The 13,911-nt window shown below is 66.6% G+C and carries 13 protein-coding genes; 4 read left to right on the top strand and 9 right to left on the bottom strand.

Going from position 1 to position 13,911, the window contains the following annotated elements:
- Nucleotides 1-54: 54 nt before the first annotated feature.
- From PGN14_RS08595 to PGN14_RS08580, 4 genes are all read left to right on the top strand, one after another.
- A complete protein-coding gene (locus PGN14_RS08595; protein ID WP_335299074.1) occupies nucleotides 55-768 on the top strand; it encodes a tetratricopeptide repeat protein in 714 nt (237 codons plus the stop codon).
- On the top strand, nucleotides 765-2,099 hold the full coding sequence (locus PGN14_RS08590; RefSeq protein WP_335299073.1) for a PQQ-binding-like beta-propeller repeat protein: 1,335 nt from the start codon (nucleotides 765-767) through the stop codon (nucleotides 2,097-2,099). Before PGN14_RS08595 ends, PGN14_RS08590 begins: the two co-directional genes overlap by 4 nt.
- A 265-nt stretch (nucleotides 2,100-2,364) precedes the next feature.
- Nucleotides 2,365-3,732 (top strand): ribosome biogenesis GTPase Der, encoded by a 1,368-nt coding sequence (gene der, locus PGN14_RS08585; RefSeq protein ID WP_335299072.1) that lies wholly within the window; start codon nucleotides 2,365-2,367, stop codon nucleotides 3,730-3,732.
- 80 nt (nucleotides 3,733-3,812) lie between these two features.
- Complete coding sequence (locus PGN14_RS08580) at nucleotides 3,813-4,223, top strand: Hpt domain-containing protein (protein WP_335299071.1); 411 nt, start codon at nucleotides 3,813-3,815, stop codon at nucleotides 4,221-4,223.
- Nucleotides 4,224-4,424: 201 nt separating this feature from the next.
- Here the strand turns inward: PGN14_RS08580 and bfr are convergent, their stop codons facing one another.
- From bfr to PGN14_RS08535, 9 genes are all read right to left on the bottom strand, one after another.
- Nucleotides 4,425-4,919: a bacterioferritin gene (gene bfr / locus PGN14_RS08575; protein WP_335299070.1), complete on the bottom strand. Its 495-nt coding sequence runs from the start codon at nucleotides 4,917-4,919 to the stop codon at nucleotides 4,425-4,427.
- 100 nt (nucleotides 4,920-5,019) lie between these two features.
- Nucleotides 5,020-5,190, bottom strand: a complete 171-nt coding sequence (locus PGN14_RS08570) for a (2Fe-2S)-binding protein (RefSeq protein WP_335299202.1) — start codon at nucleotides 5,188-5,190, stop codon at nucleotides 5,020-5,022.
- Between the two features lie 75 nt (nucleotides 5,191-5,265).
- Nucleotides 5,266-6,489: a DUF418 domain-containing protein gene (locus PGN14_RS08565; protein ID WP_335299069.1), complete on the bottom strand. Its 1,224-nt coding sequence runs from the start codon at nucleotides 6,487-6,489 to the stop codon at nucleotides 5,266-5,268.
- A gap of 199 nt (nucleotides 6,490-6,688) precedes the next feature.
- Nucleotides 6,689-7,480, bottom strand: coding sequence for an enoyl-CoA hydratase/isomerase family protein (locus PGN14_RS08560; protein ID WP_335299068.1), 792 nt, complete (start codon nucleotides 7,478-7,480; stop codon nucleotides 6,689-6,691).
- Nucleotides 7,481-7,661: 181 nt separating this feature from the next.
- The gene (gene purL / locus PGN14_RS08555; RefSeq protein ID WP_335299067.1) at nucleotides 7,662-9,872 is read right to left on the bottom strand and encodes a phosphoribosylformylglycinamidine synthase subunit PurL; all 2,211 of its coding nucleotides are present in this window, start codon (nucleotides 9,870-9,872) and stop codon (nucleotides 7,662-7,664) included.
- A gap of 168 nt (nucleotides 9,873-10,040) precedes the next feature.
- Nucleotides 10,041-11,465 (bottom strand): phospholipase D-like domain-containing protein, encoded by a 1,425-nt coding sequence (locus tag PGN14_RS08550; protein ID WP_335299066.1) that lies wholly within the window; start codon nucleotides 11,463-11,465, stop codon nucleotides 10,041-10,043.
- The gene (locus PGN14_RS08545; RefSeq protein WP_335299065.1) at nucleotides 11,462-11,782 is read right to left on the bottom strand and encodes an arsenate reductase family protein; all 321 of its coding nucleotides are present in this window, start codon (nucleotides 11,780-11,782) and stop codon (nucleotides 11,462-11,464) included. The genes PGN14_RS08550 and PGN14_RS08545 overlap by 4 nt, the downstream gene beginning before the upstream one ends.
- A gap of 79 nt (nucleotides 11,783-11,861) precedes the next feature.
- Nucleotides 11,862-12,746, bottom strand: coding sequence for a NotI family restriction endonuclease (locus PGN14_RS08540; RefSeq protein WP_335299064.1), 885 nt, complete (start codon nucleotides 12,744-12,746; stop codon nucleotides 11,862-11,864).
- On the bottom strand, nucleotides 12,746-13,804 hold the full coding sequence (locus tag PGN14_RS08535) for a DNA-methyltransferase (RefSeq protein ID WP_335299063.1): 1,059 nt from the start codon (nucleotides 13,802-13,804) through the stop codon (nucleotides 12,746-12,748). The genes PGN14_RS08540 and PGN14_RS08535 overlap by 1 nt, the downstream gene beginning before the upstream one ends.
- Between the last annotated feature and the right edge of the window lie 107 nt (nucleotides 13,805-13,911).

Below are 13,911 nucleotides of genomic sequence, written 5' to 3'. Positions count from 1 at the left end.
GCATCGGGGCGTCTAAGGCACGTCGGTTTCCCCCATCTGTACCCGGAGTGATCGGTGGCCCTGACGCCCCAGAACAATGAAGCCTTCCTGCGCGAGGTCGACGAGGAGCTGCGCCGCGACCAGGCGCTGCACGTCTGGCGTACCTATGGGCGGTGGATCATCGTCGCGGTGGTGGTGGCGCTGGCGGCGTTCGCGGGCTTCCTCTTCTGGCAGCATCGCCAGAACGAGGCGGCGGGGCGCGAGGGAGAGCAGCTCCAGAAGGCGTATGACGATCTGGGCGCAGGCGACGTGAAGGGCGCGTCGGCGCCGCTGGCCACGCTCGCGCAGTCGAAGCGCGACGGCTATCGTGCGCTGGCGCAATTCACCCAGGCCGACATCCTGCTCCAGAAGAACGACCTGAAGGGCGCCGCGGCCAGGTTCGCCGCGGTGGCGGGCGACACGTCGCTGGCGCAGCCGTTCCGCGACCTGGCGCTGATCCGCCAGACCAGCGCCGAGTTCGACGCGCTGAAGCCCGACGTGGTGGTGGAGCGGATGCGCCCGCTGGCGGTGTCGGGCAATCCGTGGCTGGGCAGCGCCGGCGAGCTGATGGCGGCGGCCTATCTGCGGCAGGGGCGCCGCGACCTCGCCGGGCAGACGTTCGCGCGGATCGCGGAGGATGACGGCGTGCCCGCGTCCCTGCGTCAACGCGCGGTTCAGATGGCCGGCGCCATGGGAGCGGGCACCAATGCGGCTGGCGCCGCCGGTAACAAGGACAAGACAGCACGATGAAGAAGCGTTTCGCGACCGGCCTGGCGCTCGCCGCGCTGGTGGGGGTGAGCGGCTGCGGCGTGTTCAAGGGTGCGCCCAAGAAGACCCCGACGGTGGGGCAGCGCGTGCCGATCCTGATGTCGGAGAACCGTGCCGAGGTCGACAAGTCGATCGCCGAGGTGCAGGTGCTGTTGCCGACCCCGGTCGCCAACGACGCCTGGACGCAGCCGGGCGGCAATGCCTCAAAGTCGATGGGGCAGCTGCTGCTCGCCGCCACGCCGCAGCGGCTGTGGAGCGCGGAGATCAACGGCGGCAGCAACCGCGCGCGGCTCGCCGCGGCGCCGGTGGTGGCGGAGAACAAGCTGTTCGTCGTCGATGTCGACGCGGTGCTCCACGCCTTCGCCGCGGACACCGGCGCGAAATTGTGGACGCGCGCGCTGTCCGAAGGGGACGAAAACCGCAACGCGCGCTTCGGCGGCGGCGCCAGCTACGACAATAGCGTCGACGGCGGGAAGGTCTATGCCACCGACGGGCTGGGCGACGTGGTCGCGATCAACGCCGCGGACGGCGCGGTGGTGTGGCGTTCCAAGCCGGGCGGCCCGCTGCGCGGTGCGCCGACGGTCGCCAACGGCCAGGTCTATGTGCTCAGCCAAGACAATCAGATCTACGCGCTCGACCAGGGCAACGGGAAGGTCGTGTGGACCTCCACCGCCAGCCTGGAGACGCAGGGCGTCTTCGGCGTCGCCGCACCGGCGGCGAGCGCGGGGACGATCGTGGCGGGCTTCTCCAGCGGCGAGCTGAACGCCTATCGCTACGAAAACGGGCGGACGTTGTGGCAGGATGCGCTGTCGCGCACCTCGATCACCACATCGGTGTCGAGCCTGGCGGACATCGATGCCGATCCGGTGATCGAGGACGGGCGCGTCTATTCGATCGGGCAGGGCGGGCGCATGGTCGCGCTCGACATCGCCACCGGGCAGCGGCTGTGGGAGCAGAACCTGGCCGGGATCGCGACGCCGTGGATCGCGGGCGAGTGGATCTTCGTCGTCACCGACGATTCGCGCCTCGTCTGCCTGTCGCGCGCCAACGGGAAGGTGCGCTGGATCAGCCAGTTGCAGCAGTACAAGAACGAGAAGAAGAAGTCCGATCCGTATAATTGGTTCGGCCCCGTGCTGGCGGGCGAGCGGCTGTGGCTGACCAACTCGCGCGGCGAGACGGTGGGCGTGTCCGCGGCCGACGGCAGCGTGCAGACCACGCTGAAGGGGAAGGAAGCCTTCTCGCTCGGCCCGGTGGTCGCGAACCAGACGCTGTACACGCTGGACGTGAAGGGACGGATCACCGCCTATCGGTGAGGTCTTCCGCACGTCACCCCGGACTTGATCCGGCATCCAGGGTGCCACGCAATCCCGTAAGTGGTGTGCGCGGAACTCTGGATGCCGGGTCAAGCCCGGCATGACGGCGTCAGGCAGGCTCCCACCTTGTGCTCCTGCGAACGCAGGAGCCCAGGGCCACGCACGCCACGCTCGTCGATCTGCCTGACCCTGGGTTCCGGCGTTCGCCGGAACACGGAGTACCGTCACCGTTGCCGTTTCGCGTCCCACCGCCTAGGTGCGGCGCATGTCCCGTCTTCCCATCGTCGCGATCGTCGGCCGTCCCAATGTCGGCAAGTCGACGCTGTTCAACCGTCTGGTCGGCAAGAAGCTGGCGCTGGTCGACGACCGCCCCGGCGTGACCCGCGACCGGCGCGAGGGCGATGCGCACCTCCTCGGTCTCGACTTCCGCATCATCGATACCGCCGGTTACGAGGATGAGGATCCCGACACGCTGCCCGGCCGGATGCGGCGGCAGACGCAGGCGGCGGTGGATGCCGCCGATGTCGCGCTGTTCCTGGTCGATGCGCGCGCCGGCGTGGTGCCGCTGGACGAGGAGATCGCGCGTTGGCTGCGCAGTTCCGATACGCCGATCGTGCTGGTCGGCAACAAGGCGGAGGGCCGCGCGGGCGAAGCGGGGATGATCGAAGCGATGGCGCTCGGCTTCGGCGATCCGGTCGCGCTGTCGGCGGAACATGGCGAGGGCGTGGTCGAGCTGTTCGAGGCGCTGCTGCCGCATCTGGAACCGCTCCAGCCCCCCGCAGAGGAGGAAGCGGCCGATTTCGACAGCGAAACCGCGCCGCTGAAGCTGGCGATCGTCGGGCGCCCGAACGCCGGTAAATCGACGCTGGTGAACCGCATATTGGGCGAGGATCGCATGATCACCGGGCCGGAGGCCGGGATCACGCGCGATTCGATCGCGATCGACTGGGTGTGGCAGGGGCCGGACGGCCCGCGCGACGTGCGGCTGATCGATACCGCGGGCATGCGCAAGCGTGCCAAGGTGCAGGACAAGCTAGAAAAATTGTCGGTCGCCGACGCGCTCCACGCGGTCGATTTCGCCGAGGTCGTCGTCCTGCTGCTCGACGCCACTTTGGGGCTGGAGGCGCAGGACCTGCGCATCGCCGACAAGGTGCTGGAGGAGGGCCGCGCGCTCGTCATCGCGCTCAACAAATGGGACGTGGCGGAACATGCCTCCAGCCTGTTCAACGGCGTGAAGAAGGCGCTGGACGAAGGGCTGGCGCAGGTGAAGGGCGTGCCGCTGCTGACCGTGTCGGCGGCGACCGGACGCGGCATCGACCAATTGTTGCAGGCGGCGTTCGAGACGCGCGCGGCCTGGTCGCGGCGCGTCGGCACCGGCGAGCTGAACCGCTGGTTCGAGCGCGCGATCGAGGCCAATCCGCCGCCCGCACCCGGCGGCAAGCGCATCAAACTGCGCTACCTGACCCAGGCGAAGACGCGGCCGCCCGGCTTCGTGCTATTCGGCACGCGCGTCGACGAGCTGCCGATGAGCTACCAGCGCTACCTCATCAACGGTATCCGGCGCGAACTGGGGTTCGGGGCGGTGCCGGTGCGGTTGATGCTGCGCGCGCCGAAGAACCCGTTCGGCAAGTGACGTTAACCGGCCAGTGACGATCTTTGGTTAGCATCCCGCGGGTTGGGGCGGCGTGACCGTCGCCGTGCGGGAGACGTAAGGTGTCGTTCGAGGGCGGAATTCTGGTCGATCGGAACGCGCTGGCGCGCGCGCGGAGCGAGCTGGGCACCGGGTTCGTGCGGATCCTGGGCTATTTTCGCGAGGATGGGACGAAGTCGGTCGTTGCGATCGAAGAAGCGATGCGCAAGGACAATGCCGCCGCGCTCGTCATTCCCGCGCACACGCTGAAGGGGGAGGCGCGCCAGTTCGGCGCGAACCCGCTGGCGGCGCTGGCCGAGAAGATCGAGGATCATGCGCGCACCTGCGTCGAGCATCACGACTCGCCGCAGGATGCGATCGAGGATGTGGTCGCGCTGCGCCCGCTGTTCCTGCAGACGCTGGCGGTGCTGGAGCGCGACGCGAACCCGCTGGCGGTACGCCGGCCGGGCGGGTTCGGGCGCAAGGCGGGGTAGATAAGGTGCTCCTGCGAACGCAGGAGCCCAGAGCACGAACGACGCGCCTGCGACCCTGGGTTCCTGCATGCGCAGGAACACGTGGAAATTTCGATCGTCATGCCGGGCTTGACCCGGCATCCAGGGGGCCGCGAATACTGACGCCGCTGCGCTCGCGGGACCATGGACCCCGGGTCAAGCCCGGGGTGACGTGGTGGACTCTCAATCCTTCGACGGCTTGTCGTGCTCGCTGATGGAATTGAGCTGGATGTAATTGTGGATGCCCATCCGCTCGATCATCTCGAACTGGCGCTCCAGCGTGTCGACATGTTCTTCCTCGCTGGCGAGGATGCGCGCGAACAGGTCGCGGCTGACGTAATCCTTGATCTCCTCGCAATAGGCGATCGCGGCCTTCAGCTGCGCCACCGCCTCGATCTCGATCGCGAGGTCGGCCTTGAGCACTTCCTCCACCGTCTCGCCGATGCGCAGGCGGCCGAGCAGCTGGAAGTTGGGCAGCCCGTCGAGGAACAGGATGCGCTCCGCCAGCCAGTCGGCGTGCTTCATCTCGTCGATCGATTCGTGGCGCTCGAACTCGGCGAGCTTGTACACGCCCCAATGCTCCAGCATCCGGTAGTGGAGCCAATATTGATTGATCGCGGTCAGCTCGTTCTTGAGCGTCTCGTTCAGGAATTCGATGACCTTGGGGTCGCCCTTCATGCTTGCCTCCGATGCGCGAATGGCAAGCGCCTTAGCGCCGATCGGCGCCGTGCGACAGTCGAAAACCGCGGATTTCCGCGCTTTTTACTAGCTGCGAGTGTCAGGCAGCCGCACGTTCCTGAGCGATAATGTCTCGCGCGAACGGCACGCACTGCCCGCATTTCGCCTGACAGCCGACGCTGCGATACGCCTGACAGGCCGTCGTCGCGCCGGAACGGGCGGCCTCGCGCACCTGGCATTCCCGTATGGCATTGCAAACGCAGACGACCATGGAAGCTCCCTCGCTATGCATCATCGATAGCGCTATTGAGAGTTGGTCGCAAGGAGGATTGCGTCTCGTTCGCAATTATTCGCCGCGGCGTGTCGCAACCTGTACACGCATCGGCGCCCAGCGTGCGCGCGACGCCGACCGCCACAGCCATTCCATCGGCCCATAGGCGAATCGCGCCAGCCACGGCTGCGACCAGGCGAGCATGATCGCCCACAGCGGCGGGGCGAGCAGGTAGAGCGTCGCGCGCGGCAGCGTCGCGAATCGGTGCGCGCCGGTGAACAGCATCAGCATCAGCAGCGACGTGCCCAGATAGTTGCTGAACGCCATCCGCCCGGTGGCGGCGATGCGCGCGGTCCAGCGGCCATCGGGGCGGAACGCGAGCAGCGCCAGCGCGGCATAGCCGATCGTGGTGACCGGGCGCAGCGCGGGGCCGAGGATGACCGAGGCGGTGAAGATCCAGCGATAGTCGAACCCGCTCGCCACCGAGTGCGCGGCGATCGCGACGTAGAGCGGCAGCGTGACGCCGATCGCGACCGCGGCGATCCACGCATAGGCGCGCCGCGACCAGCCACCCGTCAGGAAGCCGGAGCGATAGCCCGCCATGCCGAGCAGCATCGCGCTCAACGTCTGCAATCCGAAGATCCACAATTCGTCGAGCGGCGAACCGGCATGCGCCCAGCGATAGGCCGCGGCGGTGACGAAGGACCCGCGATAGGCGGCGATCTCCGCCAGCAGCGCGGCGCGCGGCGGCTGGCCGAAGGCGGCGACGATCTCGTCCACGACATCGCGCGCGGGCGGTGCCGCGCCATAGAGCATCGCCGCCATCGTGCCGGACAGCAGCAGGTCGAGCAGCAGGAGCACGACCGACAGGAACAGCAGCAGCCGCACCGGCAGCCGGATGAAGAGAAAGGCGATCGCGCCGACCAGGGCATAATGCGCCAGGATATCGCCCCACCAGATCAGGTAGAGGTGGACCAGCCCGATCACGAGCAGCACCGCCATCCGCGACAGGTGCGTCGCCAGCGGCGAGGCGCCGCGCGCCGCCGCGCGATCGATCACCAGCAGCATCGACGCGCCGAACAGCATCGAGAACAGCCCGCGCATCTTGCCCTCGACCAGCACGAAATTGGCGAACCACGCGACGCGGTCGGCGCCATGGTGCCCGCCCCAGGCCAGCGGGGAGAAATAGGAGGCGGCGGGCAGACCGAAGGCGGGGAGGTTGGCGAGCAGGATCCCCATCACCGCGAGCCCGCGGATGAAGTCGAGCTGTCCGATGCGGGTGGCGGGTGGAGACGACATGCGCGGAACGTGCGGGACGAGGAAGGCGGAAATATGATGTGGCCGACGGCACCGCGCCGCAGCCGCGCTAATTCCCTCTGACGCAGAACACGTGCGGACCCCGTCTCGAAGGCCGGGGTCCGGTAGCGACCGGTTCGTAAGATGCTGAAACCGCTTCCAACTGGACCCCGGCCTTCGCCGGGGAGCAAGAGGGAGTAGCTCAGCGCCCCGAAAATGTCGCCGCGCGCTTCTCCAGGAACGAGCGGATGCCCTCCTGAAAATCCTGCGACCGGAACAGCGGCAGGAGCTGGAGATAGACATGCTGGACATGCGTCTCGAACGTCTCGTCCAATCCCATGCGCATCATCCGCTTGGAGGCCTGTACCGCGAGCGGCGCGTTGGCGGCGATCTCCTGCGCCAGCGTGCGTGCGGTCGCGGCGACGTCGGCGGTGGGGACGACGTGGTTGGCGAGGCCCAGTTCCAGCGCCTGCGCCGCGGTCAGCGTGCGGCCGGTAAAGACCAGCTCCGCCGCCTTCGCCCAGCCGATCAGCCGCGGCAGCAGCCAGGTGCCGCCCGATTCGGGCACCACGCCGCGCTTGACGAAGGCGGCGGCGAGCTTCGCATCCTCAGCCATCACGCGGATGTCGCAGCCGATCGCGATGTCCATGCCATAGCCCGCGGCGGAGCCGTTGAGCGCGGCGATCACCGGCTTGTCCATCGCGAACAGCACGGTGGGCGGCGCGGTGCGCAGGTCGATCGTCGCGGGTTGCGCTGCGCCGGAGGAACCGATGCCGTCGCCCTTGACCGCGCTGTTGAGGTCCAGCCCGGCACAAAAGGCGCGCCCCGTGCCGGTCAGGATGACGACGCGGACGTCCGGATCGGCATTGGCGCGCACCAGCAGCTCGCCCATCTGGTCGAGCATGGGGCCGGAGATGGTGTTCATCCGCTCCGGCCGGTTCAGCGTCAGCGTCGCGATATGCTCGCTGACCTCGTAGCGGATGTCGTCGCTCATCGTGCCTCTCCCGATCTCGTTGAAAAGACACAGGTGGCATGGCGGGCGGGCGAGGGGAAGCTGGCATCCCTGCCAGTCACGTCACCCTCACCCTTCCCACCCGGCTGCGCCGGGCAGGCCCCTTCCCTCTCCCAGCGGGAGAGGGAGGGAGGCGCGCAGCGCCGGAAGGGTGAGGGTGACCTTAGACCGCCGCCCCCATCAGCTTCGGGAAGAATCCCTCGTGCGCGGCGCGCAATTCGTCGAGCGGCACGCAATAGTCGCCGTCGCGCAGCTCGAAGATCAGGCGCGTGCCGACGGTGCGCCCCAGTGGGTCGGCGTCGATGCCCGCATCCAGTGCGGCCTGGAGGAAATCGAGCAGCGCGTGGTCGTGGACCGTCACGATATAGACGCCCTGATCCTCCGCGAAGAGCGAGGCTGCGGTGTCGAACGGCAGCGCGCGGTCGATCATCGCGCCGATGTTCCCCGCCAGCGCCATCTCCGCCAGCGTGACCGCGATGCCGCCGTCGGACACGTCATGGACCGCGCCCAGATGCCCTGCCTCGATCTGCGCACGGATGAAGTCGCCGGTGCGGCGCTCCGCCGCCAGGTCGACGCGCGGCGGCGGGCCTTCCTCGCGCCCGTGCAGTTCGCGCAGCCATAGCGACTGGCCCAGGTCGCCGCGCCGCGTGCCGACCGCGACGATGATGTCGCCCGCCTGCTTGAACGCGATCGTCATGTTCTTCTGCCAGTCCGCCAGCAGCCCGATCGCGCCGATCGCAGGCGTCGGCAGGATCGCGGAGCCGCCGCCGGTCGCCTTCGACTCGTTGTAGAGCGAGACGTTGCCCGACACGATCGGGAAGTCGAGCGCGCGGCACGCATCGCTCATCCCCTCCAGACAGCCGACGATCTGCCCCATGATCTCGGGGCGCTGCGGGTTGGCGAAGTTGAGGCAATTGGTCACCGCGAGCGGGTTCGCGCCGACCGCGGTCAGGTTGCGCCACGCTTCCGCGATCGCCTGCTTGCCGCCCTCTACGGGATCGGCGAAGCAATAGCGGGGCGTGCAGTCGGTGGTGATCGCCAGCGCCTTGTCGGTGCCGTGGACGCGCACCACCGCGGCGTCGCCGCCGGGGCGCTGGACGGTGTCGGCGCCGACCATGTGGTCGTATTGCTCCCAGATCCAGCGCCGCGACGCGATATCGGGCGAACCCATCAGCGCCAGCAGGTCGGCGGCCGGATCCTTGCTTTCGGGCACGTTGACCAACGCCTTGGCCGGCGGGGTGGGGACGTGCGGACGGTCGTACAGCGGCGCGTCGTCGGCGAGCGGCGCGAGCGGGATGTCGCACACGACCTCGCCCTGCCACTTCAGCACCATGCGCCCGGTATCGGTGACATGGCCGATGACCGCGAAGTCCAGCTCCCACTTCTCGAAGATCGCCTGCGCGAACGCCTCGCGCCCGGGCTTGAGCACCATCAGCATGCGCTCCTGCGATTCGGAGAGCATCATTTCATAGGGCGTCATGCCCTCCTCGCGTTGCGGCACGTCGTCCATCGTCAGTTCGATGCCGACGCCGCCCTTCGACGCCATCTCGACCGAGGAGGAGGTGAGCCCCGCCGCGCCCATGTCCTGGATCGCGACGATCGCGTCGGACGCCATCAGCTCCAGGCATGCCTCGATCAGCAATTTCTCGGTGAAAGGGTCGCCGACTTGCACCGTGGGGCGCTTGGCATCCGCATCCTCGCCGAAATCGGCCGAGGCCATGGTGGCGCCATGGATGCCGTCGCGCCCGGTCTTGCTGCCGACATAGACGATCGGATTGCCGACGCCCGACGCGGCCGAATAGAAGATCTTGTCGGTCTGCGCGACGCCCACCGTCATGGCGTTGACCAGGATGTTGCCGTCATAGGCGGGGTGGAAGTTCACCTCGCCCCCAACCGTCGGCACCCCGACGCAATTGCCGTAGCCGCCGATGCCGTGCACCACGCCGCTGATGAGGTGGCGCATCTTCGGATGATCGGGCCGCCCGAAGCGCAGCGCGTTCATGTTCGCGATCGGGCGCGCGCCCATCGTGAACACGTCGCGCAGGATGCCGCCCACGCCGGTCGCCGCGCCCTGATAGGGTTCGATATAGGAGGGGTGGTTGTGCGACTCCATCTTGAAGATCGCGGCCTGCCCGTCCCCGATGTCGACCACGCCCGCATTCTCGCCGGGACCGCAGATCACCTGCGGGCCGGTGGTGGGCAGCTTCTTCAGATGGATGCGGCTGGATTTGTAGCTGCAATGCTCCGACCACATGACCGAGAAGATGCCGAGTTCGACCAGATTGGGCTCGCGGCCGAGCGCGTGGAGGACGCGGTCATATTCCTCGGGGGACAGGCCGTGGTCGGCGACGATCTCGGGGGTGATCTGGCTCATGGGCGCGCGCATAGCGGGATGGCGGCGGGGATGCCAGCGTGACGGTGGCGCATCGCGCGCGCGTCGTGCTTCCGCGACGTCACCCCAGCGAAGGCTGGGGTCTTTGTGGGGTGGGTGTCACGCCCGCCAAGCGGAAGATCCCAGCTTTCGCTGGGATGACGGTAAGGCTCAACGTCGCCGCCGCAACCGCCGCAACAACCCGGGTCGCGCCGCGAAGGATTCGAACATCTCCGCCGGCCCCTCGGGATCGAGCACCTCGTTGTCCGCCAGCCACGCCTCGACCTCGCTCAGGTCCTTGTGCTCATACGGCACCAGCGTGCGTCCGTGCCCGCGCAGCCGTTCGATCGTCGCGATCAGCCCGTCCGCCGCCACGCCTGCCGCCACCGTCTCCACCTCGACCCCCAGATGCTCCGCGATCAAATCGTCGCGCAGCCGGGTGATCGTCGCCGGCTCCTGCATGATCGTCACGTCGCATTCGATGTCGAGCCGCAGCGAACGGTTGTTGAAGTTGGACGAACCGACGCGGATCGCGACATCGTCCACCACCAGCACCTTGGCATGGCAATAGATCGCTGCGCCCCCGGCGGTGACCGGATGATAGAGGCGAAAGCGGTCGCGATGGTCGCGCCGCTCGATCTCCGCCACCAGCCGCGAGCGCGCGGTGTCCATCGCCAGCGGCTCCAGCCAGCCTTGCGCCGTGGTCGGGTTGACGATCACGATCTCGGGCGGGTCGTCCTCCGTCACGCGCTTCGCGATCGCCTCGGCGATGCGCCGCGAGGCGAAATACTGGCTTTCGGCGTAGATGCACCGCTTCGCGCCCGCGATCAGCGCGAGGTACAATTCCTCGATCTCGCGGATCGCGGGCAGTCCGCCATGTTCGGGCTGCGAGCGCGACAGCGCGACGTCGACATCGGTGAAGTCCGGTGCGAGGCTGGCGGGCCAGCAGGCGCCGGCGCGCGGCGGGGGCGGCGCAACCGTATCGCCGCCCGCAATCTCCCACCGGGTGCGGCACAATTCGCCCAGCGCGACCGCCGCCGGCCCCTCCAGCGCGGTCGTCGCATCGTGCCACGGCTTGTACGGCGTGCCGGAGGGGGAGGTGCGCCGCGGGTCGTCGTCGCGATGCGCGCGCGTGTCCCAGCGCTCGTCGGTCATGTCGATCCCGCCGCAGAAGGCGAGGTCGTCGTCGATCACCACGATCTTCTGGTGGTGCGATGCCGCGACCGGGTGATGCCCGTCGAGCAACAGGTGGATGCGTTTCTGGAAGAAGCGCCATTTGAACAGCGTCCACAGCGTCTTGCCGCGGAACAGCGTCTTCAGCGCGCCCTTGTCCCAGCGCAGGATATAGACCTGCAACCCCGGCGTGCGCTTCACCAGCCAGCCGATGAACTCGCCCACGGTGGTCGGCGCCTCCGGGTGATCGTCGTCGAAGGCGAGCGTGATGCGCGCGTCGAAATCCCAGCCGACCAGCAGGATCTGGTGCCGTGCGTTCAGCATCGCCTCGCGCGCGCGGCGGAAATAGGCGTCGGCATCGACGATGACGCTGGCGCGCGTGGCGCGCGCGATCCGCCAGTAGCTGCTCTTCGGGAGCGTCACAGCAGGTCGCGCACCAGTTCGGGCGGGCGGGCGAGGCGGACGCCCTTGTCGGTTTCCACCAGCGGGCGTTCGATCGTGGCGGGATCGCGCGCCATCAGGTCCAGCGCCTCGTCGTCGCCGGCGACCGCGGGTGCATCCTTGCGCAACGCATCGCACGGGCGAAGACCGGCGCGGGCGTAGAGGCGCGCCAGCTCGTCGCGCGTCGGCGGGGTCTTGAGATACTCGACCACCGTCACCTCGGCGCCGCCCTCGCGCAACAAATCGAGTGCCTGCCGCGACTTGGAGCAGCGCGGGTTGTGCCAGATGGTCGCCTTCATGGGCGTGTGTCCTACAGCATGGACACCGCGGGTCCAGCCCTGGTGCAGGCTTGCACGGTGGTACTTGGGGTGCAAGCTCTCACTCATCGGCCTCCAAATGAAGCGGTGACGGCGGCTGACGGAAGTCGAAGCGTGTGCTTTGAGTGATCCGCCTCTCGATCGCCCGATGAATGACCTCCAAGTCGACCGTGGCTTCGTTCTGGAGGCCTAACGCCTTCGCTACCCCCTCGCTGTCAGTGCTCAATCGTGTTGCCAACGATAGCGAATGCGTGCCGTTCGCACTGCGGGTCAATTCGTAAGCATGAAAATGCATTGGATCCGAAACTCGGGCGGCGACCACGTGATCAAAGCAAAATTCACGCTTCATATAGGCAAGAAGGCGATCCTGAACGATCAGCACGAGATGTTTGTTGAGTGCCTCGAGTGTTTGTATCTTGTGATGAAGCTGAACCATGATGGTCTTGGTGGTCATCTTCCAGTTCATGCCGTAAGATTTCGTATTCGCAAGGTCGTCGGCTGATGCACCGGGAATGCCTTTTTCGGTGATGAAGCGCTGGCGCTCAGGCCAGACGGTGCCGGTGGTGTCGAGGGTCTGAAGCTCGATCGCGACGAAATCGCGGACCATGCCGTTACGGATCGACGTAAGAATGTAGTCGATGTTACCGCCCGGAACGCTGACCTCGGAAACGATATGAAGCTCGTTACCGGGTTCGTGTCCGGTAAGCAGGTGAAGGCAATCGATGAAGATTTGGCGACGTTCGAGCAGGCGAAGCGGGCATATCATGATCGGAGCCTTACCGAATTCGACGGTACAGGTACCGATCGCAATCTCCGGCTGACTCTTTCGCGTCTTGTAGCAGTGGCGTTCCGTAAAGGGACAATGCTGCCGGGCGACGATATCGGCCCAGTCTGGTTCCGGCATTGCGTCGGCGTCATGTCCAAAAAGGTCGACGATTCTGGTCATCAATTGACCGCAAGCGCGCTGGAAATCCGCTGTCGGGTCATGTCGGCATAGACAGGCGAGATGTCGATCCCGATGCCATGACGCCGGAGTTCGAGCGCCGTGACGAGAGTCGTGCCCGTGCCACAGAAGGGATCGAGCACCGTACCGCCCGGCGGGCAGGTCGCGAGGATGGGGATGCGGCAAAGGTCCATTGGATATGGCGCGAAATGTGAGCCTCGGCGCTGGCTGTCCTCTGGCACAATATCCCAGACATCGCTCGGCTTGCTACCGTTTGGATGATATTTGAGGAAGTAGAAGCCCTTGTTCCGCAGTTCCTTGGCGCGGCCGGATACCTTGACGCTATCTGAGTGTGTTGCCCGTTGCTGACCGCGGATGACCATCCTGAAGTCCGAGATACGCTGCTCTCGCACGTCGGTGAGAACACTGTTCAGCGCTGTGAGCGCCGCAACCTTTTCGGCTGGCGTGAGAGCGGTGGATAGTTCAATCTGACGCTTGTAGCGAATGCCGGTCACGCCGGTTGCGGAAACTACCGAACCGTTCACGATCGAAGACGGTCGCGGTTTGGATCGAATCGCATCGGCGTCGTAATGATACGAGCGCTGCTTCACGAAATGAAACAAGAATTCGTGGATGTTGCGTAGCTTGTCCTTGGACTGATCCGGCGCGCCTTTCACCTTATTCCAAATGACGTCGTTGCGTAGCAGCCAGCCACCTTCGTCGATGAGGGTCAAAGCGATCCGCCATGGTATGCCCAACAGCGACTTGTCCCGGTAGGTGTCGCCCAAATTCAACCAGAGTGATCCCCGCGGCGTCAGGACACGTCGCACTTCACCCAGAATGGCGGCCAGATTTCCGATGTATGCAGACAAGGTGGCCTCGCGACCAATACCCTCTGCATCATATTCGCGATGTCCCCAATAAGGTGGGGATGTCATGCACATGTCGACTGACTCGCTTGGCAGCGTGCGCAACACGGCAAGTGCGTCGCCCTCGAGTACTTCGGCGCAGGGAGACGATAAAGTCTCTTTCACATGTCGGGTCGGGAGATGCACCACCATGGGTGATGCCTATCCGCCCCCCGTCAATTTGTCTCCTGCAAAGGCGAGGATGAACGGATTTAGGACTGCGTCGTTGCGTGATGCGTCATCTTCGCGGAGGCGGGGAT

The organism is Sphingomonas adhaesiva, from assembly GCF_036946305.1.
Lineage (GTDB): Bacteria > Pseudomonadota > Alphaproteobacteria > Sphingomonadales > Sphingomonadaceae > Sphingomonas > Sphingomonas adhaesiva_B.
Note: the sequence above shows the minus strand (reverse complement) of the source record. Positions and strands in the feature narration are given on the sequence as shown.

Excerpts from the sequence above, each read along its gene's own strand:
- PGN14_RS08590 (WP_335299073.1), top strand. The coding sequence starts at position 765 with ATGAAGAAGCGTTTCGCGACCGGCCTGGCGCTCGCCGCGCTGGTGGGG.
- der (WP_335299072.1), top strand. The coding sequence starts at position 2,365 with ATGTCCCGTCTTCCCATCGTCGCGATCGTCGGCCGTCCCAATGTCGGC.
- bfr (WP_335299070.1), bottom strand. The coding sequence starts at position 4,919 with ATGAAGGGCGACCCCAAGGTCATCGAATTCCTGAACGAGACGCTCAAG.
- PGN14_RS08570 (WP_335299202.1), bottom strand. The coding sequence starts at position 5,190 with ATGGTCGTCTGCGTTTGCAATGCCATACGGGAATGCCAGGTGCGCGAG.
- PGN14_RS08565 (WP_335299069.1), bottom strand. The coding sequence starts at position 6,489 with ATGTCGTCTCCACCCGCCACCCGCATCGGACAGCTCGACTTCATCCGC.
- PGN14_RS08560 (WP_335299068.1), bottom strand. The coding sequence starts at position 7,480 with ATGAGCGACGACATCCGCTACGAGGTCAGCGAGCATATCGCGACGCTG.
- purL (WP_335299067.1), bottom strand. The coding sequence starts at position 9,872 with ATGAGCCAGATCACCCCCGAGATCGTCGCCGACCACGGCCTGTCCCCC.
- PGN14_RS08545 (WP_335299065.1), bottom strand. The coding sequence starts at position 11,782 with ATGAAGGCGACCATCTGGCACAACCCGCGCTGCTCCAAGTCGCGGCAG.
- PGN14_RS08540 (WP_335299064.1), bottom strand. The coding sequence starts at position 12,746 with ATGACCAGAATCGTCGACCTTTTTGGACATGACGCCGACGCAATGCCG.
- PGN14_RS08535 (WP_335299063.1), bottom strand. The coding sequence starts at position 13,804 with ATGGTGGTGCATCTCCCGACCCGACATGTGAAAGAGACTTTATCGTCT.